General features: G+C 71.0%; 27 protein-coding genes and 3 tRNA genes. 8 read left to right on the top strand and 22 right to left on the bottom strand.

The window, feature by feature from the left end; translation table 11 throughout:
• Nucleotides 1–10: 10 nt before the first annotated feature.
• Entirely contained in the window at nt 11–643 is a 633-nt protein-coding gene (locus tag V2W30_RS16485; protein ID WP_338697333.1) for an NAD(P)-dependent oxidoreductase, read from the top strand.
• Nucleotides 644–646: 3 nt separating this feature from the next.
• Here V2W30_RS16485 and V2W30_RS16490 read toward each other — a convergent pair whose 3' ends face one another.
• From V2W30_RS16490 to V2W30_RS16535, 10 genes are all read right to left on the bottom strand, one after another.
• Nucleotides 647–2,053, bottom strand: a complete 1,407-nt coding sequence (locus tag V2W30_RS16490) for a hypothetical protein (RefSeq protein WP_338697335.1) — start codon at nt 2,051–2,053, stop codon at nt 647–649.
• Nucleotides 2,054–2,149: 96 nt separating this feature from the next.
• Nucleotides 2,150–3,265, bottom strand: a complete 1,116-nt coding sequence (locus tag V2W30_RS16495; RefSeq protein WP_338697337.1) for a UDP-N-acetylmuramate dehydrogenase — start codon at nt 3,263–3,265, stop codon at nt 2,150–2,152.
• A gap of 1 nt (nt 3,266) precedes the next feature.
• Nucleotides 3,267–3,647: a DUF3291 domain-containing protein gene (locus tag V2W30_RS16500; RefSeq protein ID WP_338697339.1), complete on the bottom strand. Its 381-nt coding sequence runs from the start codon at nt 3,645–3,647 to the stop codon at nt 3,267–3,269.
• Between the two features lie 61 nt (nt 3,648–3,708).
• Nucleotides 3,709–5,139 carry a DHA2 family efflux MFS transporter permease subunit gene (locus V2W30_RS16505; protein ID WP_338697341.1) on the bottom strand — a complete coding sequence of 477 codons (1,431 nt, stop codon included), beginning with the start codon at nt 5,137–5,139 and terminating at the stop codon, nt 3,709–3,711.
• A 91-nt stretch (nt 5,140–5,230) separates the two neighbouring features.
• Entirely contained in the window at nt 5,231–5,785 is a 555-nt protein-coding gene (locus tag V2W30_RS16510; protein ID WP_338697343.1) for a helix-turn-helix domain-containing protein, read from the bottom strand.
• 112 nt (nt 5,786–5,897) lie between these two features.
• Nucleotides 5,898–6,326, bottom strand: coding sequence for a MaoC family dehydratase (locus tag V2W30_RS16515; protein WP_338697345.1), 429 nt, complete (start codon nt 6,324–6,326; stop codon nt 5,898–5,900).
• Between the two features lie 2 nt (nt 6,327–6,328).
• Nucleotides 6,329–6,781, bottom strand: a complete 453-nt coding sequence (locus V2W30_RS16520; RefSeq protein ID WP_338697347.1) for a MaoC family dehydratase N-terminal domain-containing protein — start codon at nt 6,779–6,781, stop codon at nt 6,329–6,331.
• Between the two features lie 89 nt (nt 6,782–6,870).
• Nucleotides 6,871–7,035, bottom strand: a complete 165-nt coding sequence (gene rpmG, locus V2W30_RS16525; RefSeq protein ID WP_004571794.1) for a 50S ribosomal protein L33 — start codon at nt 7,033–7,035, stop codon at nt 6,871–6,873.
• Nucleotides 7,036–7,126: 91 nt separating this feature from the next.
• A tRNA-Met gene (locus tag V2W30_RS16530) sits at nt 7,127–7,199 on the bottom strand.
• Between the two features lie 34 nt (nt 7,200–7,233).
• Nucleotides 7,234–7,306 (bottom strand) — tRNA-Thr (locus tag V2W30_RS16535).
• Nucleotides 7,307–7,534: 228 nt separating this feature from the next.
• Here V2W30_RS16535 and V2W30_RS16540 point away from each other — a divergent pair.
• Nucleotides 7,535–8,821, top strand: a complete 1,287-nt coding sequence (locus V2W30_RS16540) for an amidohydrolase family protein (protein WP_338697349.1) — start codon at nt 7,535–7,537, stop codon at nt 8,819–8,821.
• A gap of 210 nt (nt 8,822–9,031) precedes the next feature.
• Here V2W30_RS16540 and V2W30_RS16545 read toward each other — a convergent pair whose 3' ends face one another.
• Entirely contained in the window at nt 9,032–10,168 is a 1,137-nt protein-coding gene (locus V2W30_RS16545; RefSeq protein WP_338697351.1) for a hypothetical protein, read from the bottom strand.
• A 45-nt stretch (nt 10,169–10,213) separates the two neighbouring features.
• Here V2W30_RS16545 and V2W30_RS16550 point away from each other — a divergent pair, with 45 nt between their 5' ends.
• Nucleotides 10,214–10,870 (top strand): SDR family oxidoreductase, encoded by a 657-nt coding sequence (locus tag V2W30_RS16550; RefSeq protein ID WP_338697353.1) that lies wholly within the window; start codon nt 10,214–10,216, stop codon nt 10,868–10,870.
• 53 nt (nt 10,871–10,923) lie between these two features.
• On the opposite strand, the gene V2W30_RS16555 is transcribed toward V2W30_RS16550, so the two are convergent.
• Genes V2W30_RS16555 through V2W30_RS16570 form a run of 4 tightly spaced genes read right to left on the bottom strand, consistent with a single transcriptional unit; the run spans nt 10,924 to nt 15,000 of the window.
• Nucleotides 10,924–11,142: a hypothetical protein gene (locus V2W30_RS16555; protein ID WP_338697355.1), complete on the bottom strand. Its 219-nt coding sequence runs from the start codon at nt 11,140–11,142 to the stop codon at nt 10,924–10,926.
• Between the two features lie 4 nt (nt 11,143–11,146).
• Nucleotides 11,147–12,445, bottom strand: a complete 1,299-nt coding sequence (locus V2W30_RS16560) for an MFS transporter (protein ID WP_338697357.1) — start codon at nt 12,443–12,445, stop codon at nt 11,147–11,149.
• Nucleotides 12,446–12,448: 3 nt separating this feature from the next.
• Nucleotides 12,449–13,120 (bottom strand): DUF5825 family protein, encoded by a 672-nt coding sequence (locus V2W30_RS16565; RefSeq protein ID WP_338697359.1) that lies wholly within the window; start codon nt 13,118–13,120, stop codon nt 12,449–12,451.
• Nucleotides 13,117–15,000, bottom strand: a complete 1,884-nt coding sequence (locus tag V2W30_RS16570; protein ID WP_338697361.1) for a RiPP maturation radical SAM C-methyltransferase — start codon at nt 14,998–15,000, stop codon at nt 13,117–13,119. Before V2W30_RS16570 ends, V2W30_RS16565 begins: the two co-directional genes overlap by 4 nt.
• A gap of 192 nt (nt 15,001–15,192) precedes the next feature.
• Between V2W30_RS16570 and V2W30_RS16575 the strand changes: the two genes are divergently transcribed.
• The 3 genes from V2W30_RS16575 (at nt 15,193) to V2W30_RS16585 (ending at nt 17,233) form a co-directional block, all read left to right on the top strand.
• Nucleotides 15,193–15,459 (top strand): hypothetical protein, encoded by a 267-nt coding sequence (locus V2W30_RS16575; protein ID WP_338697362.1) that lies wholly within the window; start codon nt 15,193–15,195, stop codon nt 15,457–15,459.
• Nucleotides 15,429–16,079 carry a nucleotidyltransferase domain-containing protein gene (locus V2W30_RS16580; protein ID WP_338703641.1) on the top strand — a complete coding sequence of 217 codons (651 nt, stop codon included), beginning with the start codon at nt 15,429–15,431 and terminating at the stop codon, nt 16,077–16,079. Before V2W30_RS16575 ends, V2W30_RS16580 begins: the two co-directional genes overlap by 31 nt.
• Nucleotides 16,080–16,252: 173 nt before the next feature.
• Complete coding sequence (locus tag V2W30_RS16585) at nt 16,253–17,233, top strand: aminoglycoside phosphotransferase family protein (RefSeq protein ID WP_338697364.1); 981 nt, start codon at nt 16,253–16,255, stop codon at nt 17,231–17,233.
• Between the two features lie 69 nt (nt 17,234–17,302).
• Here the strand turns inward: V2W30_RS16585 and V2W30_RS16590 are convergent.
• Nucleotides 17,303–17,384 (bottom strand) — tRNA-Tyr (locus V2W30_RS16590).
• A 224-nt stretch (nt 17,385–17,608) separates the two neighbouring features.
• Here V2W30_RS16590 and V2W30_RS16595 point away from each other — a divergent pair.
• A complete protein-coding gene (locus tag V2W30_RS16595; RefSeq protein ID WP_338697366.1) occupies nt 17,609–18,097 on the top strand; it encodes a YajQ family cyclic di-GMP-binding protein in 489 nt (162 codons plus the stop codon).
• Nucleotides 18,098–18,202: 105 nt separating this feature from the next.
• On the opposite strand, the gene V2W30_RS16600 is transcribed toward V2W30_RS16595, so the two are convergent.
• Nucleotides 18,203–18,475: a GlsB/YeaQ/YmgE family stress response membrane protein gene (locus V2W30_RS16600; RefSeq protein ID WP_338697368.1), complete on the bottom strand. Its 273-nt coding sequence runs from the start codon at nt 18,473–18,475 to the stop codon at nt 18,203–18,205.
• 141 nt (nt 18,476–18,616) lie between these two features.
• Here V2W30_RS16600 and V2W30_RS16605 point away from each other — a divergent pair, with 141 nt between their 5' ends.
• Nucleotides 18,617–19,861 carry an APC family permease gene (locus V2W30_RS16605; protein WP_338697370.1) on the top strand — a complete coding sequence of 415 codons (1,245 nt, stop codon included), beginning with the start codon at nt 18,617–18,619 and terminating at the stop codon, nt 19,859–19,861.
• A 9-nt stretch (nt 19,862–19,870) separates the two neighbouring features.
• Here the strand turns inward: V2W30_RS16605 and V2W30_RS16610 are convergent, their stop codons facing one another.
• The 5 genes from V2W30_RS16610 to V2W30_RS16630 form a co-directional block, all read right to left on the bottom strand.
• Nucleotides 19,871–20,263 carry a YccF domain-containing protein gene (locus V2W30_RS16610; RefSeq protein WP_338697372.1) on the bottom strand — a complete coding sequence of 131 codons (393 nt, stop codon included), beginning with the start codon at nt 20,261–20,263 and terminating at the stop codon, nt 19,871–19,873.
• The gene (htpX, locus tag V2W30_RS16615; RefSeq protein ID WP_338697374.1) at nt 20,260–21,123 is read right to left on the bottom strand and encodes a zinc metalloprotease HtpX; all 864 of its coding nucleotides are present in this window, start codon (nt 21,121–21,123) and stop codon (nt 20,260–20,262) included. Before htpX ends, V2W30_RS16610 begins: the two co-directional genes overlap by 4 nt.
• A 186-nt stretch (nt 21,124–21,309) precedes the next feature.
• Nucleotides 21,310–21,765, bottom strand: a complete 456-nt coding sequence (locus V2W30_RS16620; RefSeq protein WP_338697376.1) for an MscL family protein — start codon at nt 21,763–21,765, stop codon at nt 21,310–21,312.
• 50 nt (nt 21,766–21,815) lie between these two features.
• Complete coding sequence (locus tag V2W30_RS16625) at nt 21,816–23,351, bottom strand: NADH-quinone oxidoreductase subunit N (RefSeq protein WP_338697378.1); 1,536 nt, start codon at nt 23,349–23,351, stop codon at nt 21,816–21,818.
• The gene (locus V2W30_RS16630; RefSeq protein ID WP_338697380.1) at nt 23,348–24,925 is read right to left on the bottom strand and encodes an NADH-quinone oxidoreductase subunit M; all 1,578 of its coding nucleotides are present in this window, start codon (nt 24,923–24,925) and stop codon (nt 23,348–23,350) included. Before V2W30_RS16630 ends, V2W30_RS16625 begins: the two co-directional genes overlap by 4 nt.
• Nucleotides 24,926–24,930: the final 5 nt, after the last annotated feature.

The raw sequence follows: 24,930 nt of genomic DNA on the forward strand, positions 1-24,930 counted from the left end.
GAGGTACGCCATGAAGCTCACGGTTTTCGGTGCGACCGGCGGCATCGGTCAGGAGATCGTCCGGCAGGCCCTCGCGGCCGGGCACGAGGTCACGGCGGTGGTACGGGACCCGGCGCGGTTCACCGTCACCGGTGAGCGCCTGGAGGTGTTCCGCGGCGACCTCGCGGATCCCGGGTCGCTGCGCCCGGCGGTCGCGGGCCGGGACGCGGTGCTCTCCGGGCTCGGCGCCCGCAAGCGCGCGGACGCGGGGATCACGACGGAGCTGACGCGTTCGGTGCTCAAGGCGATGGAGGCGGAGGGTGTGCGCCGGCTGCTCGTGGTCAGCGCGATGCCGGTGGGACCGGAGCCCGCCGACTCGCCGCTCGCCGACCGCGTGATGGGGAAGCTGGTCAGCGCGATTCTGAAGCCCGTCTACGTCGATCTGACCGCGATGGAGGCCGAGTTGGCGCGCAGCGCGACCGACTGGACCTCGGTGCGGCCGCCCCGGCTCCAGGACAAGCCGGTCACCGGTTCGTACCGGACCGTCGTGGGCGGCTTCCCGCGCTCGGGCCGCTTCATCGGCCGCGCGGACGTGGCGCACGCGATGCTGGCGATGGTGGACGACCCGGGGACGGTGAAGCAGGGCGTCGGAGTGGCGTACTGAGGATCACGCCTGCCCGGCGTGCCCCGGCGTCAGGGTCTGCCGGCGCAGTTCCCCGGCGATCCGCGCGATCTCGGCATGGCTCATGCCCTCGGCGCTGACCAGGACCGTGCCCAGGCTGCCGCGGTCCGCCCAGGTGCAGGCGCCCTGCGCCGCACCCCCGAGGCGCGATTCGAACGTCAGGCAGTCGACGCGACCGCCCAGGCGTCCCGACGCCGGGTGCCACGCGCCGGTCACCTGCGCGCCGGTCATCTCGATGCCCTCGCGGAAAACGCCGGTGACGTCCCCGGGATCGACATCGTGCAGGTCGCCCGTGAATCCGAACAGCAGCACGGCTGGCTGTGCGGTCCCCTTCTCCCCGTAGGCGGCGAGCAGGCGGTCGACCTGCCGGGGCATCGCCCTGTCGGGCGTGATCGCGGCGTAGAGGTTCAGCACGGGGCTGTCCGGGAGCCGCGGCAGACCGTGGAACGTCCGGGGCACCGCGGCCGCGTAGTGCGGATACGCCACGCTCCGCGCGTAGGCCCAGGTCGCCGAGGCGCCCGCCGACGCCACCAGGATCAGCGTCGCGCAGGCGGCCACCAGCTTCTGCCGGGGACTCACGGGCGGGATGTCGGGGGCGCTCGGCGCGGGCTCGCGGTGCTCGACCGGCAGCCCGGCCGCGGCCCGGCTGCGCGCCCGACGCAGCAGGGCCTGTTCCTGGCGCACGGGTGCGGTCAGCAGGAAGACGGCGAGCAGCAGCCAGGACGACAGTTCGAGCGCCGTCACGGTGAGGATCAGCGCGGAGGCGGCGACGGCCAGCAACAGCGCCGCCGGGTACGGGTGACGCAGTACCGCGCGCGCGGGTGCCGCGACCGGCCGGGCCAGCTCGGCCAGCGTCGCGGCGCGCACGGCCAGGCGCCGGTCGTGCGGCCATGCGGCGGCGGCCTGTGCGGCCTCTTCGGCGGCGGCTTGCGGGGCAACACCCGGGGCGAGCACGGTACGGGCGTCATGGCGCTGGATCCGGGCCTCGGAGGGCGGCTTGGGTCCGGGGGCGTGACCGGCCTGGCGCGCCTGCGGGGAGCCCGGGGCCAGTTCCACCAGCCGCTCGGCCGCCGCGCGCCCGCGTGCCTGCCGTCCCGGGTGCTCCAGTCCGTCGCAGGCCAGCCCGAAGGAGGCGTACGCGGCGAGCAGGTCCAGATCGTCCGGGAAGGCGTCGAGCCCGGCGCGGTAGGCGCGCTCCGCGGCGGTGTCGTGGTCGTCCTCGTCCTCGGCCTCGTGGGCGCGCCCGAGGACTTCGTAGAGCCCCGCGTGCGGTCCGTGCTCGTCGAGGCCCGCCTGCGCCTCGGTCCGGGCCGCCTTCAACTCCCCCGCGCGCAGCAGTCGTTCGGCGCGCTCGTACGCGGGCAGCACGGGCTGCCCGTCGGTGTCCTGCATCTGTGGTCCCCACCCTGATGTGCGTGTCGACCAGCTCGTCGACGCCGTCACTATCAGGGGCGGATCCTTAACACGTCAATGCGGAGTAGTCGCTGCTCAGAGCCGGACGCCGACCGTCACCGGCTCGTTGACGAGCGTCACGCCGAAGGCCTCGCGCACTCCGGCGACGACCTCGCGCGCGAGGTCGAGGAGGTCCTCCGTGGTGGCCGCGCCCCGGTTGGTGAGCGCCAGGGTGTGCTTCGTGGAGATGCGGGCCGGCCCCGTCCCGTAGCCCTTGGTGAAGCCCGCCTTGTCGATGAGCCAGGCCGCCGACGTCTTGGTGAGCCCTTCGCCCGCGGGGAAGGCGGGTGCCTTCATGTCGGGCCCAAGCCGCTCGGCCACGCGCGCGCGGAAGGCGGCGAACTCCGCCTCCGTGAGGATCGGGTTGGTGAAGAACGAACCGGCCGACCACGTGTCGTGGTCCTCCGCGTCGAGCACCATGCCCTTGCCCGCGCGCAGCTTCAGGACGGTCTCGCGCGCGGTGGCGGCCGGCACCCGGTCGCCCGCCTCGACACCGAGGGTGCGCGCGGTCTCCGGGTACTTGATGGGCGCGCTGAGACCGCCCGCGTCCTCCAGGTCGAACCGCACCCGCAGCACTGCATAGCGCTCGGGTTCGGCCTTGAAACGGCTGTGGCGGTACGAGAAGGCGCACTCGGCGTTCGGGATCGTGACCGTCTCGCCAATGGCGCGGTCGTAGGCGATCACCTCGGTGATCGTGGCAGAGACCTCCTGGCCGTACGCCCCCACGTTCTGGATGGGTGTCGCGCCCGCGGAGCCGGGGATCCCGGCGAGGCACTCGATGCCCGCGAGACCGGCCTCGACGCTGCGCGCGACGGCGTCGGTCCACACCTCACCGGCCGCCAGTTCCAGCTGCGTACCGTCGAGTGCGAAGCCTTGGGTGGCGATGCGCAGGGCGGTGCCCGCGAAGCCCTTGTCGCCGATGACGAGGTTGCTGCCGCCGCCGATGATCAGCAGCGGGGTGCCTGCGGCGTCGGCCTCGCGCACCGCGTCGATCACCTCGGCGTCGGTCGTCGCGGTGATGAGCCGGGTGGCGGGCCCGCCGAGCCGGAAGGTGGTCAGGGGGGCGAGGGGGGCGTCGTGGAGTTCCTGCACGCGGTCCAGAGTACGAGAACGGCCCCGCCGCTCGGACGGGGCCGCTCTGACGTGCCGCATCTCACGAGAAGCGCCGCAGGACGTCCTTCCAGTCCAGTGGCAGTTCGTCGGTGGTCGTCCGCCAGGTGCGGAAGGCGGAGTCCTTCATCTGTCCGCGCAGGCCCGCCGCGATCGGGCCGTGCGGCGCCGAGGCCGCGAAGGCCTTGAGCGCCTCGGGCGACTCCCAGACGGACAGCGTCCAGAAGGTGCGCCGGAAGGGCGCCGCCTTCAAGGTGGCCCCGTAGGCGCCGGGTGCGCGTCCCACCTGGCGCCAGATGGTGGGCGTACGGAGGAGGAACTTCAGGGCGCCCCACAGGGTGCGGGTCTCGAAGCGGGAGGCGAAGACCGTGGCCTCCGCGCGCGCGGGCGGCGTGTTCGGAACGGTCCAGGGCAGTGTCGGCACGACGGGTTCCCTTCCATGTACGGATGTACGGGCACGGGTGACGGGCGGACGTGCGGGGGTGTCAGACGCTTTCCAGGACCGGGGCGGACTCGGCGTCGCGCACGACGGCCGTGGTGCGCCGGGCCCGCGGGATGAGCAGCGCGGCGACGCCCGCCACGGCCACCAGGGCGGAGCCGACCCACAGCGCGGGCTCGATGCCGTCCACGAAGTGCTGCGCGGAGTCGTAGCCGCCCCGCGCCGAGAAGATCGACGACATGATCGCGATGCCGAGCGCTCCGCCGACCTCGCGCAGCGCGTTGTTGGCGCCCGACGCGATGCCCTGCTCGTGTTCACGGACGCTGGACATGACCAGGTGGGAGGCGGGCGCGAAGTACAGGGACATGCCCACACCGCTGATGATCAGGGCCGGCAGTTGAGCGGCGTACGAGACGTCGGCGGCGACCACGGAGGCGAACCAGCCGAGTCCGACGGCCTGGAGGAAGAGTCCCGCGGCCACGACCGGGCGGCCGCCGATCCGGTCGGCCAGGATTCCGGCGATCGGCGCGACGAGCATCGGCATGCCGGTCCACGGCAGCATCCGCAGGCCCGCCTCGGTCGGCGAGTAGCCGAGCACGCCCTGCATGAACTGGCTGAGCAGGAAGATCGATCCGAACATCCCGAGGAACATCAGCAGGCTCGCGGTGTTGATCCCGGAGAAGGCGCGGGAGCGGAAGAGCCGCATGGGGAGCATGGGGTTCTCGCTGCGGATGCCGTGGCGCACGAACCCGACGAGCAGGGCGGCGCCCGCGAACATGGCGGTCAGTACGAGGGTGTCGGTCCAGCCGACGATGGGGGCGCGGACCAGCCCGTAGACGATCCCGAAGAGGCCACCGCTGGCCAGCACGGTGCCGGCGACGTCGAGCCGGGCACCGGAGCCGTAGGACTCCTTCAGGCGCAGCCGGGCGAGCGGGAGCAGGGCGAGGCCGAGCGGGACGTTCAGCCAGAAGATCCAGTGCCAGGAGACGTGCTCGGTCAGGCTGCCGCCGATGAGCGGCCCCGAGGCGACGGCGAGACCGTTGACGGCGCCCCAGATGCCGTAGGCCATCCCGCGCTTGGCGACCGGGACGGCCGCGGTCAGCAGGGTCAGGGTGAGCGGCATCATGATCGCGGCGCCGACACCCTGCACCGCGCGTGCGGCGATCAGCGAGTCGATGCCGGGCGCCATGGCCGCCGCGGCGGACGCCCCGGTGAAGACGGTGAGCCCGACGAGGAAGAGCCTCCTGCGGCCGAACCGGTCGCCGAGCGCCGCGCCGAACATGAGCAGGACGGCGAAGGTGAGCGTGTAGGCGCTGACCGTCCACTCCAGGTCGTCCAGAGCGCCGCCGAGGTCCTCGCGGATGGACGGCAGGGCGGTGGTGACGACGAGGTTGTCGAGAGCCGCCATGAATCCGGCGACGCTGGTGATGACGAGGGCCCAGACCGCTCCCCCGCGCTGTGTTGGCTGCTGTGACATCGCTTCCCCTTGAGATCCCTGGGTTAGTTATTGATGACTAACTTTCGCGGGCACAAAAGTGCGCGCCCCCGTGACACGTGCGCTGCGCCTGTTACTCGGACTGCGACGGCTGGAAGCAGCCGGCCCAGACCCGGTGGTCGGGCGGGAAGCCCATCGACACCAGGACATTGATCAACATCCCTTCGGCGAGGAAGTTGGTCGTCTCCTCGACGTCCGCCCCCATCGCCAGCAGGATCGTGTCGTACATCTCCATCCACAGGCGACGGATCTCGGCGCCGAACTCCGCTTCACCGGACGCTTCGGCGGCGGCCACCGCCACGTAGATCTGCATCTGCATGAGCAGCATGTCGGGCTCGTCGGAGATGAGCGACAAGTAGGCACCGCCCAAGGCCTCTTCGACCTTGGCCCCCTCCAGCCCCTCGGCCGCCTTCCGGAACACCTCGGTGGTGCTCTCGCAGCAATGCCGGGCCGCCGCGAGGAAGATGGCCTGCTTGCCCGGGAAGAGCCGGAAGAGGTACGGCTGCGAGACGCCCACGCGCTTGGCGATCGCCTCGGTGGACGTGCCCCTGTAGCCGCCGCGGGCGAACTCGATCATCGCCGCGCGAATGACGCTCTCGCGCCGCTCCTCCGCACTCATCCTGACCATGCGACAAAGTTAGTGGCCAATCACTATCTAAGTCAACCCCTGGATACGCGTAAGGGGCGCCGCTCCATGGAGGGCACCCCTTACCTGCGTCTACGGGGAACGAAGACGGCGATCAGACCAGCTGAACGACCGCCCGCGACATGCCGAGGACCTTCTGCCCCGCGCACAGGGCGACGAGGTCGACCCGCACGCGGTTGTCGTCGAGCTTGGCCGCGACCTTGGCGCTGACCTCGATCTCGGCACCCTTGTCGTCGTTCGGGACGACGACGGGCTTCGTGAAGCGCACGCCGTACTCGACGACGGCGGCCGGATCCTGGACCCAGTCCGTGACGACGCGGATCGCCTCGGCCATGGTGAACATGCCGTGCGCGATCACGTCGGGCAGGCCGACCTCGACCGCGAACTTCTCGTTCCAGTGGATCGGGTTGAAGTCACCGGAAGCGCCCGCGTACTGCACGAGCGTGGCGCGCGTCACGGAGAACGTCTGCGCCGGCAGCTCGGTGCCGACCTCGACGTCCGCGTACTTGATGGTCGTCGCCATGATCAGGCCTCCTCTGCGGCGCGCGAGACGAGCTTGGTCCAGGCGGTCACGACGTGCTCGCCGGCTTCGTCGTGGACCTCGCCGCGGACGTCGATGATGTCGTTGCCCGCGAGCGACTTGATGGCCTCGATGGTCGAGGTCACGGAGAGTCGATCGCCGGCCCGCACCGGACGCGTGTACGCGAACTTCTGGTCACCGTGCACGACCCGGCTGTAGTCGAGCCCGAGCTCCGGGTCGTGGACGACGTCGCCCGCGGCCTTGAAGGTGATCGCGAACACAAAAGTGGGCGGGGCGATCACGTCGGAGTGACCGAGCTGACGCGCGGCCTCACGGTCGACGTAGGCGGGGTTGGCGTCCCCCACCGCCTCGGCGAACTCGCGGATCTTCTCCCGGCCGACCTCGTACGGGGCGGTGGGCGGGTAGGTCCGCCCCACGAAGGACTGGTCGAGCGCCATGGACTCGGTACCTCCTGGGTGTGAGAACAGGGTGGATGAACGACGCGAGGCCGCCCCCCAAAGGGGACGGCCTCGCATACGAGCCTTATTTATCGCGTTTCACGATGCGCGGTGTGCGCATTGCAACGCGGGCAGTGCTTCTTCATCTCCAGTCGATCCGGGTCGTTACGCCGGTTCTTCTTGGTGATGTAGTTCCGCTCCTTGCACTCCACGCAGGCCAGCGTGATCTTCGGGCGGACGTCGGTGGCAGCCACGTGAGTGCTCCTTGACGAACGGATGGGACAGGGTTGTACGCATAAAAGAGTAGCCGATCGAAGGACCGACCCCACAATCGGCTACTGTCAGTAGCGGTGACCGGACTTGAACCGGTGACACAGCGATTATGAGCCGCTTGCTCTACCGACTGAGCTACACCGCTGTGATGCTCACGCTGCGAACGACGTGTGCACCAGAGCCCCAATGCGGAATCGAACCGCAGACCTTCTCCTTACCATGGAGACGCTCTACCGACTGAGCTATTGGGGCGAGCGAGGAAGACATTACACGGTTGCGCGCCGATCGCCCAAATCCGTTTCGCGCGCCCGGCACCAGGGCAGGGCAGCGCCTTTGCCCGCACGGCACTTGAGCCCCTCGGACCCCATCAGTACGACTATTGCGCCCTTCCGCGAAGCTCCCCCGCCGCCGTCCTAGGCTCGTCCCACTCTGCGTGATCTTGCACGCGCCACGAGTCTTCGACGAGCCCTCTGGAGCGCGATGGCCGACAGCCCGCCGCAGCAGCCCCCTCCCTCCGGGTCCGCGGGCCCGTCGGGCCCGTCCGGCGACGACGCGGGGCCGGACGGCTCCGGCCTGCTGCTGTGCGGGGCGCGGCTCACCGACGGCAGGACCGTGGACGTACGGCTCGGCGGTGGACGCATCGAGGCGGTCGGCACCGCCGGCAGCCTCACCGCCTCCGTGCCGCGCGTGGACCTCTCCGGCCACCTCCTGCTGCCCGCACCCGTCGAACCGCACGCACACGGCGACACAGCTCTGTCGGCGGACGGCGAGGGCCCGGTCTCGTACGCCGCCGAGGACGTCCAACGGCGGGCCACCGAGGCTTCCTTGTTGCAGCTCGGGCACGGGGCCACCGCGCTGCGCTCCCATGTGCGGATCGGTGACATGGAGGGGCTCGGTTCGATGGAGGCCGTGCTTCAGGCGCGGCGTTCGCTGGTGGGGCTCGCGGATCTGCGGGCGGTGGCGATGCCGCGGCTGCTGACCGGGCTCGCCGGGGCGGACGGACTCGCCATGTTGCGGGACGCCGTGAAGATGGGCGCTTCTGTAGTGGGCGGGTGTCCCGATCTGGACCCCGACCCAACGGGCTACGTGGAGGCGGTGCTTGAGGTCGCCGCCGAGCACGGCTGCCCGGTCGACCTGCACACGGACGGCGCGGATCCGGCCCGGCTCGGGCGGCTCGCGGCGGCCGCGGGCGGGCTGCACACCGGCGTCGCCGTCGGGCCGCTCGGAGCGCTCGCGCGCCAGCCCGGTGAGGCGGCGCGGCGGGTCGTCGACCGGCTCGCGACAGCCGGGGTGACGGTGGTCTGCCTGCCGCAGGGCGGGTGCGCGGGCGTCGACGTGCGGGGCATCGCGCCGGTGCGGTTGTTGCGGGCGGCCGGGGTGCGCGTGGCCGCGGGCAGCGGGGCGCTGCGGGACGTGTCGAACCCGGTGGGCCGGGGCGATCCGCTGGAGGCCGCCTACTTGCTGGCGTCGCAGTACGGGATGCGGGCCGAGGACGCGTACGCGGCGGTGAGTTCGTCGGCGAGGGCGGCCCTCGGGCTGCCCGAGGTGCGCGTGGAGGCCGGGTTCCCGGCCGAGCTGCTCGCGGTGCGCGGCGATCGGCTGTCGGGGGCGCTCTCGCTCGCGTACAGCCGGATCGTGGTGCATCGGGGGCGGGTCGTGGCACGGACGAGTGCGGTACGGGAGTACTGCGACTCGGCGGTGGCCGTGGCGCTCGATCTGCCGCGGCAGGGGCGGGCCGCCAAGTACGGGGGCGGCGGGCAGGCTTGAGCGGGCCCGCGTGGGGCCCGCTCGGGCGGCCATGGTCGGACCGGGTGGCTCGGCCGGCTCAGGCGCCTTGGCCTGAGCCGGCGCACGGCCGGACCAGGTGCTTGGCCGGACCAGGTGCTTGGCCGGATCTAGAGGGCCTTTTGCAGTCCTCTATAGGCGTCCGAAAGTCCTCCTGGGCCTCTGGAAGTCCTCTGGAAGTCTGGAAGTCCTCTAGAAGTCCTCGTCGAGCGAGTCGAAGCCCTCGGCGTCCGCGGAGCCGCCGCCGGACAGGAGGCCCGACAGAAGCTCGTCGGCGGGCATTTCGGTGGCGCCGGCCGGGGCCTTGATGACGCTCGCCTCGCCGAACTTCACGTAGAGCGGGACCTTCACGCCCCGGGCGTCGTCCGCGAGCGTCGCGACATCCAGGGAGACGCGGGTCAGAGCGCCGTCCTTGATGGCGAAGTCGACGGCGACCTTCTTGTTCGGCGCGTCCTTCAGGTCCTTGGCGGTGGGCAGTTCGGCGCCTTCGGGCAGGTCGTCGACCACAGGGCGCAGTCGGTCGAAGAGGTCGGTCAGGAGGGTGCGGAAGGGCGCCTTGGCGACGACGTGGTCGGTGCCGTCCTTACTGCCCATGTCCTTGAAGGTGACGTTGCGTTGCAGGGCACCGCGCACCGCCTTCATGATTTTCTTCTGGGTGGCGGCGTCCAGGGACTCCGAGGACTCCTTCTTGCTGCTCGCGGCGGCGCCGCTCTCCTTCAGGCCTTCGGCGAGGTCCTCCGTCTTGAACTTGACCCACTTGCCCTCGATCACCTCCTTGAGGGCGCCCGCCTCGTCCGGCAGTTCGTCGGCGGTGGGCGCGGGGAAGTCCGCGAGCTTCGAGAAGACCTTCACGTTCATGCGGTAGTACGCGTAGTCACCGACGAGCCGGTATTCGGCCAGCACCCCGTCGGGCACCGTCACCTTCATGCCCGCGCTGACGAGGTCCTTCGCGCCGGAATCCTCCAGCGGCTTCTTCGACCGTACGGAGAAGCTGATGCGGGACTTCGTGAGCGCCTTCGCGACCTTCGGCGGGAGCGGCTCGTCATCGGTCTGGCCCGCGAGTTTCGTGAGCGCGGCGGGCGAGGCGTCGAGGCCCAACTCCAGCGACAGGGAGTTGCGTTCGCCCAGCTTGTCGGCCGCGCGGTCGATCTTCTGAGCCGCCGTGAGGTTCTCGACGGTGCCGCAGGCCGCGGTCGTCGCGAGCAGCAGGGCGGCGCAGCCCGCCGCGGTGAGGGTGGTGGTACGTATGACGTTGATGACAGGCTCCCCGTGTGCGGCCGCGGGGCCTGGTTGGCACCACGGTGCCTGTTCGACCTGTGAGTCGCCCATATGGTTGCGCGGTGAACCGCCCGTACCGGGCGTACCGTCGGAAGCATGCGCATTGTCATCGCTGGTGGTCATGGTCAGATCGCGCTGCGGCTCGAGCGTCTGCTCTCCGCGCGCGGGGACGAGGTGTCGGGCATCATCCGCAAGGCCGAGCAGGGCGACGACCTTCGGGCGGCCGGTGCGGAGCCGGTCCTGTGCGATCTCGAGTCGGCGTCCGTCGAGGAGGTCGCGGCCCATCTCCAGGGCGCGGACGCGGCCGTCTTCGCGGCGGGCGCGGGTCCGGGCAGCGGGGCCGACCGCAAGGACACCGTGGACCGGGACGCCGCCGTGCTCTTCGCGGACGCGGCGGAGCGGGCCGGGGTGCGGCGGTACGTCGTGGTGTCGTCGATGGGCGCGGACGCCGCGCATCAGGGCGACGACATCTTCGACGTGTACCTGCGGGCCAAGGGCGCCGCGGACGACGACGTGCGCCGTCGCAGCGGCCTGGACTGGACGATCCTGCGGCCCGGTCAGCTGACGAACGACGCCGGCAAGGGGCTCGTCCGTCTGGAGGCGTCGACCGGGCGCGGTCCTGTGCCGCGCGACGACGTGGCCGCGGTCCTGGCGGAGCTGGTGGACTCGACCGCCACGGCCGGCCTGACCCTGGAGCTCATCTCCGGGTCGACGCCGGTGACCGTGGCGGTGAAGTCGGTCGCCGGGAACTGATCCCCGTACCGAGCGATGCGGGAGCCCCGCGATCCACGTCCCGCGAGGCAAGGTCAGAACAGCGGCATCTGGCCCGGGACGTGCGGGACCACGTATCCGTCGAGGGCGTCCTGCACGGCCCCCAGCTGGGCCTGTCGGCGGGAGCCGGGGCAGGAGACGAGTTCGCCCGCCGCGCGGGCGCCGGGTGGGTCGTGGCGGGCGAAGCGGCCTGCGACGACGGCGATCTCGCGACGGCACTCGGGGCAGTTTCGGCGGCGGGACGTGGTCGACATGGGTTCAGTCTGCGTCGTGATCGGCACGGGCACACGGTGAAACCCCCTCAGGAACGGTCCCGAGGGGGTTCCTTGTGACCTGGTCGCCGGTCCGCGTCGGCGACCAGAGCGTGGCCGCCGACAGAAGTGCGATCGACGCGGCGCCGAGCAGGACGGGGACGCTCCCGAGGCAGGCGGCCAGCGCGCCGCCGACGAGCGCGCCGACCGGCACCGTCGCCAAGAGCACGGACTGCACGAGCCCGGCGACGCGTCCCTGGAGGTCCTCCGGGGTGACCAGTTGCTGCGTGGTCGTCATGGAGACCATCCACACGGTGCCGGTCAGGCCGTACGCGACCTGATAGGCGAGCAACAGCGCGAAGCCGGTCCCTACGGAGGCGGCCGGGATCAGGAACACCGTGGCGCCCGCCGCGACGCCGCAGACCTGGGTGGCCCGCCACAGGCCCGCGGTGCGCGCGAACCGCCCGGCGAGCAGCGCGCCCGCGATCGTGGCCGCGCTGTAGGCCGCATATGTAGTGCCCAACTGCCACGCGGGAAGCGACAGTTCCTCGGTCGCGTAGAAGACGTAGAGCGCGGCGGCGGCGCCGCTGCCGAGGTTGAGGCCGGCGCCGGACAGGATCATGCGGCGCAGCTGCGGGTGGGACCTGACGACGGCGAGGCCCGAGCGCAGGGCGTCCAGGGGGGCGCGCACGCCCGCTGGTATGCGGACGTTCAGAGTGGCCGGCAGGGCGAGGACGAACAGCGCCTCCACGGCGTACGCGGCGCTGCCCGCGAGCAGGGCCGGAGCGGGTCCGACGAGCCCTACCAGGACGCCGCCGAGCGCGGGGCCGCCGATCTGCCCGCTGGTACGGGCGGCGGTCAGCGCGGAGTTGGCGCCCAGGAGGCGGTCGGGTGCGACGACGCGGGGCAGTGCCGCCTGGAGGGCGACCGAGAGCGTGAAGGTGAGGGCGCCGGACACACCGGCGACGGCGTACAGGTGCGGCCGCGCGAGATGCCCGGCCGCGTACGCGAGCGGTACGGAGCCGACGACCAGGGCCTGCGCGGCCGTGACCGTGACGAGCAGCGCGCGCAGCCGCACCCGGTCGACGAGGACGCCGGCCAGCGGGCTGAGCACCGCGCCGGGCAGATAGGTCAGGCCGAGCAGCGCGGCCGCCCCGAACGGTCCAGCGCCGAGCCCGGTGACGGCGAGGAGCGCGAGCGCCAGGGTGGTGATCTGGCGCCCCAGGGAGCTGGCGGTCTGCTCGCCGCAGAGCAGCACGAACGGGCGGTGCCGCCACAAGGGAGCGGCGGCCGCGGCCGAGGTCACCCGTCAGATCCCCGTGCAGGGGACGGGCCAGCGGCGCAGGCGCGGCGGCAGCGCCACCGTCCAGCCGTCGACGGCCAGCGCGAGCCGTTCCTCGGCGAGCAGCCCGGCGGCCTCCCGGTGCACCGGGCTGAGCGCGTCGAGCGGCGTGGCCTCCTGGAGCACGTCGAACGCGGCGAGCAGGTCGGGGTGGTCGAGCGTGAACCGGGCCGAGGCGGGGCGTTCCCTGCGGTCCATGACGGTGACGAAGCCGGGGCCGCGGCGGTGGTAGAGCATCCCGTAGACGTGATCGGCACGCCAGGTGCTCAGCTCGGCCGGTTCCTCCGGGCGTTCGGTCGGCGGGGGCAGATGGCGCAGGATGCGGAGGTCATACGTAACACGCGTATCACGCACGTCGGCCGGAGGCTGGGCCTGCGACTGCGACTGCGACTGCGACTGCGACTGCGACTGCGACTGGACGTCATACGTGACACGCAGTCCGTGGCCCAGGCACTCGCGCAGGAACTGGACCGCCTGGGTGATGGCGCGCCCGTCCCCGCTTCCGTCCCCGTCCCCGTACAGGGGCAGGGGTTCGGTCACCTGGACCTCTCCGCCGACGAGGCGATGGGCGACGGCGGTCGGTCTGCCGGCCGAACCGAACGGGAGGCTCGGCAGGTTCGGAAGGGTTGAGGCGGTCATCCGGACACCACCTCGCGGTCGATACGGAGGGGGGCGGTCCGGGTCGGCAGGGAGACATAGGTGCGGCCGTCGCGGAACAGCAGACCCAGGGCGACGGCGTCGGTGAGCCACTCCCCCAGATCCTCGGCATTCAGGTCGTGTGCCTCGGCGGTGAGCCGCTTATGAAGAGCGGGGAGTGTTCGCCCCTCCTCCAAGTGGCGCAGAGCCGCCGCCTGCCAGCCGCTGAACCAGTAGGTGCGCTGCGGCCAGCCGTGCCGCTGGTCGTGGACCAGGAGGGTGTCGCCGTCGTCGCCGGGTGTCTCCATGAGGAGCGTCGAGTTCGCGTGCCCGGCCCGCCAGTCGGCGACGGCCTGGAGGAGCCGCTTCTCCGCGTCGCCCGCGATGCCGGCGTCCTCGGTGTCGAACAGGTAGACCATGTCGGCCAGTTCGTCCTCGGGGAGCTCGTAGACGTGCTGGTACATCTCTGCGGCCCGCCGCTTGCCGAAGCCGAAGCCCGGGTCCGTGAAGTGCGGACTGAACCGCTCCAGTTGGATGCGGTGGGCGCCGCCGGGCGGCTGGAGGTGGACGAGCGCGGGGAGCTGGTCGAGCACCGGCGCGTAGTCCTCGGCGGTCTCGCCCGGGAAGCCGTACAGGTAGTTCCAGGTACAGGTGATCGCGTGGTTGTCGAACTCGCGCAGCGTACGGACGTTGCGGGCGCCGCTGACTCCCTTGTCCATGAGGTCGAGGACGCGGTTGCTGAGGCTCTCGATGCCGGGCTGGATCAGGACGGCGCCGGCCTCGCCGAGCAGGGCGATCTGCTCACGGTTGAGGTTGGACTTCACCTCGTAGTGCATGCGCAGGTCCCAGCCGCTCTCGACGGCGCGCGGCAGGAAGTCCTTGAAGTACGCCATGTCGATGATGTTGTCGACGGTGACGATGTCGAGGATGCGGTGGCGGCGCACGAGCCGGTCGATCTCCTCCCACAGCCGCTCGCCGGGCTTGGCGCGGAAGGCCATGGTGGTGCCGTTGAGCCCGCAGAAGGTGCAGTGGTGCTTCTCGCCCCACCAGCAGCCGCGCGCACCCTCGACGACCAGCTTCGGGTACACGTACTCGATGACCGGGGAGGCCTCGATCTCCGCCTGCCACTGGTCGTAGTCGGGTGACGGGATGTCGGCGGGCGCCACGATGCGATGCGCTTCGGCGTTGGCGCGCGACACCTGCGGTGTCGTGGAGGTGTCCCACCAGCACACGCCCGGTACGTCGTCGGGCGGGGTGCCCGCGTCGAGGTGGGCGAGGAGGGCCGGGAAGGCGTACTCGCCCTCGCCGCGCACGACGTGGTCGACGTAGGGGTGGTTGCGGTGCAGGGCGTGACCCATGGGGCCGTCGCAGTTGCTGCCGCCGAAGACGACGGTCAGCCGCGGGCGGCGGCGCTTGAGTTCGCGGGCCAGGGCGAGGGAGGGCACGTTCTGCATGAACGTGCTGGTGAAGCCGACAACGTCCGGGTCATGGGCGAGCACCTCGTCGGCGCAGCGCACGATGTACTCGGCGGCGTGGCGGCGCATCTCGAAGACGGTGGCGAGGGTGTCGGGACACAGGTCATGGGAGCGCGCGTACTCCCTGAGCCGGGCGGCGCCCCACTCCTCGTCCTCGTAGAGCACGCCGGAGAAGACCCAGTCGCCGAGCCCGTGGAAGATCGAGTCGCTGCCGATGGACTCGTAGTCGCCTGGCCGCAGTCGGCCGCCGGAGCGCTCCAGGAGGAACTCCGCCCAGCGCAGCGAGCCGTGGAACTCGCGCACCTCGTCGTCCGGGCGGACCTGCCGCAGAAGCTGGTGCAACAGGCCCACCTGGAGGGAGGGCAGATCGATCGGGTGCCAGGGCATGGTCACCAGCTGAACGCGCATGCCGCCCTCTTCGTGGTCGTTCAGCGGGTGGGCCGCTTCTCCATGACGGCGGGCCTGCGATTCGTGCGTTCTTCCTCACGGATCACGGTCTTCTTGATCTCCATGACGCCCCCTCAGGCCGCCCCTCGGGCTCGAACACCCGTATGCAATAAGGCGGTTCACCCTAGGCCGAGCCTCAGGAATCGCACAAGGGTGCCCACGACGCGTGGGCCGCACAGCCCCCGGAACCCCCTGGACGCGATCACCGGCCCCCAGGTAGACCCGTACGACATGAACGCGCCTCCGGACACCACGCCCGAGACCGCCGCCCTGCTCGCCCAGGCCCGCCGCCTCCTCGCCGAGCGCCATCCTGACGCCCTCGGTGCCGTGCTCGGCGGCTCGGCGGCTCGGCGGCACGGGGGCGGGCGACGGCGACCAGCGACCTGGATCTGGCGGTCCTGCTGCCGGACACCGACGTGAGCAGGCGCGAACTGGTCCGCCACGAGGGCCGGCCCGCAGAACTGTTCCTGCACACGCTCGCCGACCTCCCCGGCTTCTTCGACCGGGACCGTCTTCTGCGCCGCGGCACGCTCCTGTTCCTCTACGGCGAGGGCGTCCCGCTCCTCGACCCGCACGGCGACCTGGCCCACGCCCGCACCCGGGCCGGCGAAATCCTCGCCGCGGGGCCGCCGCCGCTGAGCCCGCCGGAACGCGAGCGCGCCCGCTACGTCCTGACCTGCTTCATGGACGACCTGATCGACACCGCGCCCACCACCCGCTCCGACCGCTACGAGCAACTCTCCCTGGCCGACTTCACGCTCCGCGCGGCGTCGGACCTGCTGACGGCGCACCACGGCGCTTGGACGGGCATCGGCAGATGGCTGCCCCGCCGCCTCCTGTCCGCGGACCCCGCCCTGGGCGACGCCCTGCTGGCGGGTCACCTGAAGGTGGCGGAACACGGCGACACGGCCGAACTGACCGCCGCCGCGCGGCAGGTCCTCGATCTGGTCGGGGGACCGCTGCGCGAGGGCTACGTGCAGCGGCGGGCGCCAGGTGGCCAGGGTGCCTATGAAGAGGCGCGTGGGAAGGCTGGGGCGTGAGTGAGGATCGCCAGGCGGGCATGGGCAGTCGGGACGATGGGGAGAGTGTGGCTCGTACAGTGAACGCGGACGGTTCCGATAGTCGTGAGGGTCGACAAATACTGGACGGTCAGGGAACTCGTGCCGATCCGCTGCCCGTGGTGGATCCGGCCGTCGCTCGGGCCCTGACCGCCGTGCGAGACGCGTCACCCCTGTCCGGCACGCCCGGCCTGTCCCTGCGGGACGTCATGGAATGCGAGCCCCTGAGCGGCGGCACGTACAACACGCTGTTCCGCGTGGTGCTGCGCGACGGGCGTCGGTGGGTGATCAAGCTGCCGCCGTCCGACGGGGCGGGGACGACGATGGCGTACGAGTACGACCTGCTGCACGGGGAGGCCGTCTTCTACGCCGCTGCCGCGCCCCTCGGCCTGCCGATTCCCGTGGTGCTGCACGCCGAGGTCGAGGGCGACCCCGGCATCGTGTCCTGCCTCGTCATGACGGAGCGCCCCGGGACGCCCTGGCACCTGGTCGACGGGGATCTGCGGGCCGACGAGCGGCGCGCGCTGCGCGAGGAGCTGGGCGGCATCGCGGCCCGGCTGCACGGGGTGTCGGGGGACGCGTTCGGGTACCCGGCGCAGCCGTTCGGGGCGCCCTCGCACAGCTGGCGGGAGGCGTTCACGGGGATGCTGGAGGGCGCGCTGGACGACGCGGTGCGCTACGGGGCGCGGTTGCCGCGCAGCGTGGAGACGGTCCGCGCGGCGCTCGCCTCGGCCGCGTACGCGCTCGACGAGGTCGACCGCCCGGCGCTGGTGCACTTCGACCTCTGGCAGGGAAACGTGCTGCTCACGGGCGAGCCGGGAGCCCGGCGGATCGGGGGTGTGATCGACGGGGAGCGGATGTTCTGGGGAGATCCGCTCGCGGAATTCGTGTCCCTCGCGCTCTTCGGGGACATCGAACAGGACCGCGACTTCCTGGCCGGGTACGCGGCGGCGGGCGGCGAGGCCCGCTTCACCGGGCCCGCCCGGCTGCGCCTGGCGCTCTACCGCTGCTACCTGTACCTGATCATGCTGGTCGAGGCGGTACCGCGCCGGTACGGGCCGGCGGAACTCGACCGGACATGGCGGACCGCGGGGAAGCACTTCGCTGCCGCGGTGGACGAGGCGGGCCGCGGCTGAGACGGCGGCCCCAGGCGCCTGAACATGACGAAGCCCCCTCCGGAATCCGGAGGGGGCTTCCCCCAAGTGTGGCGGCGCCAGGATTCGAACCTGGGAAGGCTGAGCCGGCAGATTTACAGTCTGCTCCCTTTGGCCGCTCGGGCACACCGCCTTGGGTTTTGTCGCCCCGGGCCCCGCTTGCGCGGTGCTCGCTGGCAACGACGTAAACAATACCCGATGGACAGGGGTGCTTCGCCACCCGATTGATCGACGGTGCAGCCCGGGGCGGTGGCTAGGCTTTGTACGCGGCGCGACGCCCTCGCAAACCCGGGCAGCCCGCATATGTAGTGCCGAGCAGGACCGATACGCAGTCCCCGATACAAGGAGCCACAGGACATGGCCGACTCCAGTTTCGACATCGTCTCGAAGGTCGAGCGGCAGGAGGTCGACAACGCCCTCAACCAGGCCGCCAAGGAGATCTCCCAGCGCTACGACTTCAAGAACGTCGGCGCCTCCATCTCCTGGTCCGGCGAGAAGATCCTGATGGAGGCCAACTCCGAGGAGCGGGTCAAGGCCATCCTCGACGTCTTCCAGTCCAAGCTGGTCAAGCGCGGCATCTCGCTGAAGGCGCTGGACGCCGGTGAGCCGCAGCTGTCCGGCAAGGAGTACAAGATCTTCTCCTCGATCGAGGAGGGCATCTCCCAGGAGAACGCCAAGAAGGTCGCGAAGATCATCCGCGACGAGGGTCCGAAGGGCGTCAAGGCACAGGTCCAGGGCGACGAGCTGCGGGTCAGCTCCAAGAGCCGTGACGACCTTCAGGCCGTGCAGGCCCTGCTGAAGGGCCAGGACTTCGACTTCGCGCTTCAGTTCGTGAACTACCGGTAGTCGCGCGGACGTTGAAGCAACACATGTGACGGATGACGCATGTGACGCATGAAGGGGCGGCACCCCGGTCGGGTGCCGCCCCTTCATGGTGCTGCTGGCTGCGGTCTAGCGGCGACTTCGGGAGTCTCCGAAGAAGATGCGGTACACGATCAGGAGGACCAGGGCGCCACCGATCGCGGCGACCCAGGTGGCCGTGTCGTAGAAGTCGGTGCTGATCGGGCGGTCTAGCCAACGGGCCGATATCCAGCCGCCGATGAAGGAGCCCGCGACACCGATGAGGATGGTGCCGATCACGCCGCCCGGGTCACGGCCCGGGAGCAGGAACTTGGCGATGGCACCGGCGAGCAGGCCAAGAATGATCCAGCTGATGATGCCCATGCCACGAACTGCCCTTCTGTCGTGCTGCGCTGTGGAACGGTCGCGCTGCTTCTGTAGTGCTGTGTTGCCTTGGTGCGCTGTTGCCCATAAGGACGACAAGTAGGCACGGCGCGGTTGCGGTGACGTTCTAGGGTGCGGCCCATGACATCTTCGGTTCCCTCCCTGCGCAGGGCGTTGGGCGTGCGTGACGCCGTCGTGGTGGGGCTCGGGGCGATGGTGGGGGCGGGTGTGTTCGCGGCGCTGGGGCCTGCGGCGCGGGCGGCCGGTTCGGGGCTGCTGTACGCGCTCGCCGCGGCGGCCGTGGTGGCGTACTGCAACGCGATGGCGTCGGCGCGCCTGGCCGCCCGGTATCCCGTCTCCGGGGGCACCTACGTGTACGGAAGGGAGCGGCTCGGGCCGTTCTGGGGGTATCTGGCGGGCTGGGCGTTCGTCGTCGGCAAGACGGCGTCGTGCGCGGCGATGGCGCTGACCGTGGGGACGTACGTGTGGCCGGGGCAGGCGCACGCGGTGGCGGTGGCGGCCGTGGTGGCGCTGACCGCCGTGAAGTGCCTGGGGGTCGAGAAGTCGGCGTGGCTCACGCGGGTGGTCGTCGCCGTCGTCCTCGGGGTGCTCGCGGCCGTCGTGGTGGCCTGTGCGGGGTCGGGGAGCGCGTCGGGCGGGCGGCTCGCGACCGGGCTCTCCGGGGGCGTCGGCGGCGTTCTGAGCGGCGCGGGGCTGCTCTTCTTCGCCTTCGCCGGGTACGCGCGCGTGGCGACGCTCGGCGAGGAGGTGCGGGATCCGGCGCGGACGATTCCGCGGGCCGTTCCCCTCGCGCTCGGGATCACCCTCGTCGTGTACGCGGCCGTGGCGGCGGCCACCGTCGCCGTGCTCGGCGTGGACGGGCTCGCGGACGCCACGGCCCCGCTGGCGGACGCCGTGCGGGCGGCCGGGGTCGACGGTCTGGTGCCTGTGGTGCGGGTGGGGGCTGCCGTGGCCGCACTGGGGTCACTGCTGTCGCTGATCCTCGGGGTGTCCCGGACGACGCTGGCGATGTCACGGGACCGGCACCTGCCGGCCGCGCTGGCAGCCGTGCATCCACGCTTCCAGGTGCCGCAACGGGCGGAGATCGCCGTGGGCGCGGTGGTGGCCGTCGTGGCCGCCTTCGGGGACGCGCGCGGGGCGATCGGCTTCTCGTCGTTCGGTGTGCTCGTCTACTACGCGATCGCCAACGCCTCGGCATGGACGCTGAGTTCCGCCCCGCGCGCGCGTGCGCTGCCGGTGCTCGGGGCCGTGGGGTGCGTGGCCCTCGCGTGCGCGCTGCCCGTGACCTCCGTGGGGGCGGGGATCGGCGTGCTCGCCCTGGGGGCGGTCGCGTACGCGGTGCGGCTCCGCGCGCGGAGCTCGTGACAGCAGGCGTCAGCGCGCCGCGAACGGCTGGTCGGTGCGGACGATCTCGCGGCCCAGCGGCAGCAGCGAGATCGGGATCATCTTGAAGTTGGCGATACCGAACGGGATGCCGATGATCGTCACGCACAGCGCGATGCCCGTGAAGATGTGCGCCAGGGCCAGCCACCAGCCCGCGAGGATCAGCCACAGCACGTTGCCGACGCAGGAGGGGGCTCCCGCGTCCCTGCGCTCGACCGCCGTGTACCCGAAGGGCCACAGGGCGTAGATGCCGATCCTGAAGGCCGCGATGCCGAACGGGATGCCGATGATGGTGATGCAGAGCAGCAGGCCCGCGAGCAGGTAGCCGAGGAACAGCCAGAAGCCGCTCAGGACCAGCCAGATGACGTTCAGGATTGTCTTCACTGTTGGCGACCTGCCATCTGCTCGAGACGGGCGATGCGCTCCGCCATGGGCGGATGCGTGGAGAACATCTTCGACATCCCCTGGCCGGGGCGGAAGGGGTTGGCGATCATCATGTGGCTCGCCGTCTCGATACGCGGCTCGGGCGGCAGCGGCAGCTGCTTCGTACCGGCGTCGAGCTTGCGCAGCGCGCTGGCCAGCGCCAGCGGGTCGCCCGTCAGCTGAGCGCCCGAGGCGTCGGCCTCGTACTCGCGGGAGCGGCTGATGGCGAGCTGGATCAGGGATGCGGCGAGCGGGCCCAGGATCATGATCAGGAGCATCCCGAAGATGCCGGGGCCGTCGTCGTCGTTGGAGCGGCCGATCGGGATCAGCCACGCGAAGTTGACCAGGAACATGATCACGGAGGCGAGGGCGCCGGCGACCGAGGAGATCAGGATGTCGCGGTTGTAGACGTGGCTCAGCTCGTGCCCGATGACACCGCGCAGCTCGCGCTCGTCCAGGATGCGCAGGATTCCCTCGGTGCAGCACACCGCCGCGTTGCGCGGGTTGCGGCCCGTCGCGAACGCGTTCGGCGCCTCGGTCGGGGAGATGTACAGGCGCGGCATCGGCTGCCTGGCCTGCGTGGAGAGCTCGCGCACCATCCGGTAGAGCGCGGGCGCCTCGAACTCGCTCACGGGACGGGCGCGCATCGCGCGCAGGGCCAGCTTGTCGCTGTTCCAGTACGCGTACGCGTTCGTCCCGATCGCGATGACGAGGCCGATGACGAGGCCCGTACGGCCGAAGAAACTGCCGATGACAAGGATGAGGGCGGAAAGTCCCCCGAGGAGTACGGCGGTCTTCAGCCCGTTGTGCCGGCGGTGCACGGTACGCCCTCCTGATGGTGCGGCAGGGGAACCCACTGCTTGCTGTCTTGCTGTGTCCACTGGGTGTGCAGGTCTCTGCGTGTCTCCACGTCCAGTGGACCCTCCCGTACTGGTCAACGCCAGGCGAGGGGGACTAGTTCCCTTGTGCGCGCCTGGGGAGCGGGCCGCGCGTGTAGGCCGTCCGGGTCAGCGCTGCTGGGGCAGGCCGGCCATTTCCAGGGCCTGCGGGTCCGGCTTGACCTCGCTCGTGCAGTGGGAGCAGCGGGTGGCGATGCCGGGGATCTGGCTGAAGCAGCGCGGGCAGTCGCGCAGGGCGGCCTTGATGTCGACGGGCTTGCCGCGGTCCAGGCGCATCTGGAGCTTCATCATCGGGACGACGACCACGAAGTAGAGCACCGCCGCGGTGATCACGAAGGCGATGGCCGCGCTGACGAACTTTCCGTACGGGAAGTCGGTGCCCTCGACCGTGAAGTGCGCCTTGCTGAAGTCGCCGGTCGAGCGGGTGGCCAGGCCGATGAGCGGGGCGATGAACGCCGTGCTGAACCCGGTGACGACCGCGGTGAAGGCGGAACCGACGGCCAGGCCGATGGCCATCGTGATGATGTTCCCGCGAAGTATGAAGTCCTTGAACCCGCTCAGCACGGCGTGAGTCTCCTTGAAGGTGTGCGTTGTCCGGTGCCGTACGAGGGTGCCTAGAAGAGGCCCGTCGAAGCAAAACGCAGAACCAGCTGAGGTGCTCCGGACAGGGCCACTCCGATGACGGCCGTGAGGGCGATCGCGGCGGTGAGCGGCATGGAGGCGCGGTAGGCGGACGGCTCTCCTTCAGGGGCGCGGAAGAGCGTCGTGGTCCACTGGAGGTAGTAGAAGAGCGCGATCACGACGTTCACGGCCATGACGACGGCGAGCCAGCCGAGCCCCGCGTCGACGGCCGCCGAGAAGACGGTGACCTTCGCGAACAGGCCGATGATGCCCGGCGGCAGTCCCGCGAGGCAGAGCAGGAAGAAGCCCAGGACGAGCGCGGCGAGCGGACGCGAGGCGTAGAGGCCGCGGTAGTCGCTCAGGCGGTTGAGCGGCTTCGTACGGGCGACGAGGGCGGCCACCGCGAAGGCGCCGAGGTTCACGGCGGCGTACATGAGGGCGTACGCGAGCGTGGAGCCGATCGCCTTCTGGGGGTCGTCGGCGTACGCGGCCGAGGCGATCGGCACCAGGAGGTAGCCGGCCTGCCCGACGGAGGACCAGGCGAGCAGGCGGACGGCGCTGTACGCGCGCGTGGCCTGCTGGCGCAGGGCGCCGACGTTGCCGATGGTCATGGTCAGCGCGGCGAGGGCGGCGAGGGCCGGACCCCAGACATCGGCGTACGAGGGGAACGCGACGACGGTGACGAGGATGAGGCCGGTGAAGCCGACGGCCTTGCCGATGACCGACAAGTAGGCGGCGATCGGCAGCGGCGCGCCTACGTAGGTGTCGGGCACCCAGAAGTGGAACGGTACGGCGGCCGTCTTGAAGGCGAACCCCACGAGGGTGAGGGCCACGCCTGCCTGGGCGAGGGTGTGGAACTGGGCGTCCACATCGGTGAGTTCCGTGGCCACGCGGGTGAGGTGCAGGGTCCCCGTGGTCGCGTACACGAAGCTCACACCGAGCAGGGTGATGGCGGTCGCGGTGACGGAGGAGAGGAAGAACTTCAGGGCCGCGTCGGAGGAGCGCCTGTCGCCCTGCTTGAGGCCCACGAGAGCGAAGGCGGGCAGGGAGGCGACTTCCAGGGCGACGACGAGGGTGGCGAGGTCGCGGGAGGCGGGAAGCAGCGCGGCGCCCGCGGCCGACGACAGGAGAAGGAACCAGAACTCGCCTTCGGGAAGCGGCTTGTTCGCGTTCTTGGCGTCCTTCAGAGTGCTGATCGAGAGCAGCGCGGTGAGCAGGGCACCCGCGAGGACCAGGAACTGGATGACGAGCGTGAAGCGGTCCGCGGTGTAGCTACAGGCTTGGTAGGGGGCGTCCTGGAGGCAGAAGGTGGAGCGTTCGTCGCCGATCAGCGGGATCAGCGCGAGCGCGGCGGCGGCGAGGCCCGCGACGGAGATCCAGCCGAGGAGGGGCTTGCGCCGCTCCCCCACGAACAGGTCGGCGACCAGCACGCCGAGGGCGACGACCGCCGCGATGGTGGGCGGCGCGATCGCGACCCAGTCGACGGACTGGACGAGGGACGCCACGGATGGCGCGGCGACGGCGATCACTGGAGGCCTCCTGCGAGGAGCTTCTGCACGGCCGGGTTCGTGAGGCCGAGCAGCGCGGCGGGCCACAGGCCCGCGAGGACGGTGAGGGCGACGAGCGGGGTCCAGGCGGCGAACTCGTAGCCCTGGACGTCGGCGACGGCCGGGGCCGTCTCCGTCGGCCGCGGGCCCATGCAGACGCGGCGGACCACGAGGAGCATGTACGCGGCGGTGAGCAGGGTGCCGAAGGCGGCGATCGCCATGAACACGAGAAACGCCGGGCGGCTGAGGTCGTCGGCCGGGTCGAACGCTCCGAACAGGGCGAGCATCTCGCCCCAGAACCCGGCCAGGCCCGGCAGGCCGAGCGAGGCGACGGCGCCGAAGGCCATGAGGCCGCCGAGGCGCGGGGCCCTGCCGTACAGGGCCATACCGCCCTGCTCGGCGAGGGTGTCGAGGTCGCTGGTGCCGGTCCGGTCCTTGAGCGCGCCGACGAGGAAGAAGAGGAGGCCGGTGATGAGGCCGTGCGCGATGTTCGCGAACAGCGCGCCGTTCACGCCGGTCGGGGACATCGTCGCGATACCGAGCAGGACGAAGCCCATGTGGCCGACGGAGGAGTACGCGATGAGGCGCTTGAGATCGCCCTTCGCGCCCTGCTTCGCCAGGTTCAGGCAGGCCAGGGACCCGTAGATGATCCCGATGACGGCGAACGCGGCGAGGTACGGCGCGAAGGTCCGCATCCCGTCGGGGGTGATGGGGAGCAGGATCCGGACGAATCCGTACGTACCCATCTTCAACAGGACGCCGGCGAGGAGGACCGAGCCGACGGTCGGCGCGGCGGTGTGCGCGTCCGGCAGCCAGCTGTGGAACGGCCACATCGGGGTCTTCACTGCGAGCCCGATCCCGATCGCCAGAACGGCGATGACCTGCACCGATGCGGTCAGGTTCCGGCCGTTGTCAGTGGCGAGTGCCATCATGTCGAACGTGCCCGACTTAACACCGATAAGGAGGATGCCGAGCAGCATCACGACCGAGCCGAGCAGGGTGAACAGGATGAACTTCCAGGCCGCCGCGGTCCGTTCGGCACCGCCCCAGCGGGCGATGAGGAAGTACATCGGGATGAGGACCATCTCGAACGCGAGGAAGAAGAGGAGGAGGTCCAGGACGGCGAAGGTGGCGAGCGTGCCCGATTCCAGGACGAGGATCAGGGCCACGAACGCCTTGGGCGAAGGCCCGGCCGGCATTTTGAAGTAGGAGTACAGCGCGCAGAGGAACGTCAGCAGCGCCGTGAGCACCAGGAGGGGGAGGGAGATGCCGTCGATGCCCAGGTGGATACGCACGTCGAGCGCCGGGATCCAGCTGATGTCCGTCGTGGCCTGCATCCTCGACGGATGGTCGTGGTCGAAGCCGAGCGCGAGGACGATCGCGGCGATCAGGATCACGCCGGTCACGGTCACACCGTGGCGGAGCACGGCCTGGTCGGGAGAGTTTCCCTTCAGCCCGGGCGGGGCCGGGAGGAGGGCGAGGACCGCGCCGATGAGCGGGCCGACGACGATCAATGCGAGAAGGAACTGCATCACGGATTCGCTGATATCGATCACGGCTG

It is taken from the genome of Streptomyces sp. Q6 (genome assembly GCF_036967205.1).
GTDB lineage: Bacteria > Actinomycetota > Actinomycetes > Streptomycetales > Streptomycetaceae > Streptomyces > Streptomyces citrinus.

What these genes read in the sequence shown, in the direction of transcription:
- V2W30_RS16485 (WP_338697333.1), top strand. Translation starts at nt 11, where the DNA reads ATGAAGCTCACGGTTTTCGGTGCGACCGGCGGCATCGGTCAGGAGATC.
- V2W30_RS16490 (WP_338697335.1), bottom strand. Translation starts at nt 2,053, where the DNA reads ATGCAGGACACCGACGGGCAGCCCGTGCTGCCCGCGTACGAGCGCGCC.
- V2W30_RS16495 (WP_338697337.1), bottom strand. Translation starts at nt 3,265, where the DNA reads ATGCGGCACGTCAGAGCGGCCCCGTCCGAGCGGCGGGGCCGTTCTCGT.
- V2W30_RS16505 (WP_338697341.1), bottom strand. Translation starts at nt 5,139, where the DNA reads ATGTCACAGCAGCCAACACAGCGCGGGGGAGCGGTCTGGGCCCTCGTC.
- V2W30_RS16510 (WP_338697343.1), bottom strand. Translation starts at nt 5,785, where the DNA reads ATGGTCAGGATGAGTGCGGAGGAGCGGCGCGAGAGCGTCATTCGCGCG.
- V2W30_RS16515 (WP_338697345.1), bottom strand. Translation starts at nt 6,326, where the DNA reads ATGGCGACGACCATCAAGTACGCGGACGTCGAGGTCGGCACCGAGCTG.
- V2W30_RS16520 (WP_338697347.1), bottom strand. Translation starts at nt 6,781, where the DNA reads ATGGCGCTCGACCAGTCCTTCGTGGGGCGGACCTACCCGCCCACCGCC.
- V2W30_RS16540 (WP_338697349.1), top strand. Translation starts at nt 7,535, where the DNA reads ATGGCCGACAGCCCGCCGCAGCAGCCCCCTCCCTCCGGGTCCGCGGGC.
- V2W30_RS16545 (WP_338697351.1), bottom strand. Translation starts at nt 10,168, where the DNA reads ATGGGCGACTCACAGGTCGAACAGGCACCGTGGTGCCAACCAGGCCCC.
- V2W30_RS16550 (WP_338697353.1), top strand. Translation starts at nt 10,214, where the DNA reads ATGCGCATTGTCATCGCTGGTGGTCATGGTCAGATCGCGCTGCGGCTC.
- V2W30_RS16555 (WP_338697355.1), bottom strand. Translation starts at nt 11,142, where the DNA reads ATGTCGACCACGTCCCGCCGCCGAAACTGCCCCGAGTGCCGTCGCGAG.
- V2W30_RS16565 (WP_338697359.1), bottom strand. Translation starts at nt 13,120, where the DNA reads ATGACCGCCTCAACCCTTCCGAACCTGCCGAGCCTCCCGTTCGGTTCG.
- V2W30_RS16570 (WP_338697361.1), bottom strand. Translation starts at nt 15,000, where the DNA reads ATGCGCGTTCAGCTGGTGACCATGCCCTGGCACCCGATCGATCTGCCC.
- V2W30_RS16595 (WP_338697366.1), top strand. Translation starts at nt 17,609, where the DNA reads ATGGCCGACTCCAGTTTCGACATCGTCTCGAAGGTCGAGCGGCAGGAG.
- V2W30_RS16600 (WP_338697368.1), bottom strand. Translation starts at nt 18,475, where the DNA reads ATGGGCATCATCAGCTGGATCATTCTTGGCCTGCTCGCCGGTGCCATC.
- V2W30_RS16605 (WP_338697370.1), top strand. Translation starts at nt 18,617, where the DNA reads ATGACATCTTCGGTTCCCTCCCTGCGCAGGGCGTTGGGCGTGCGTGAC.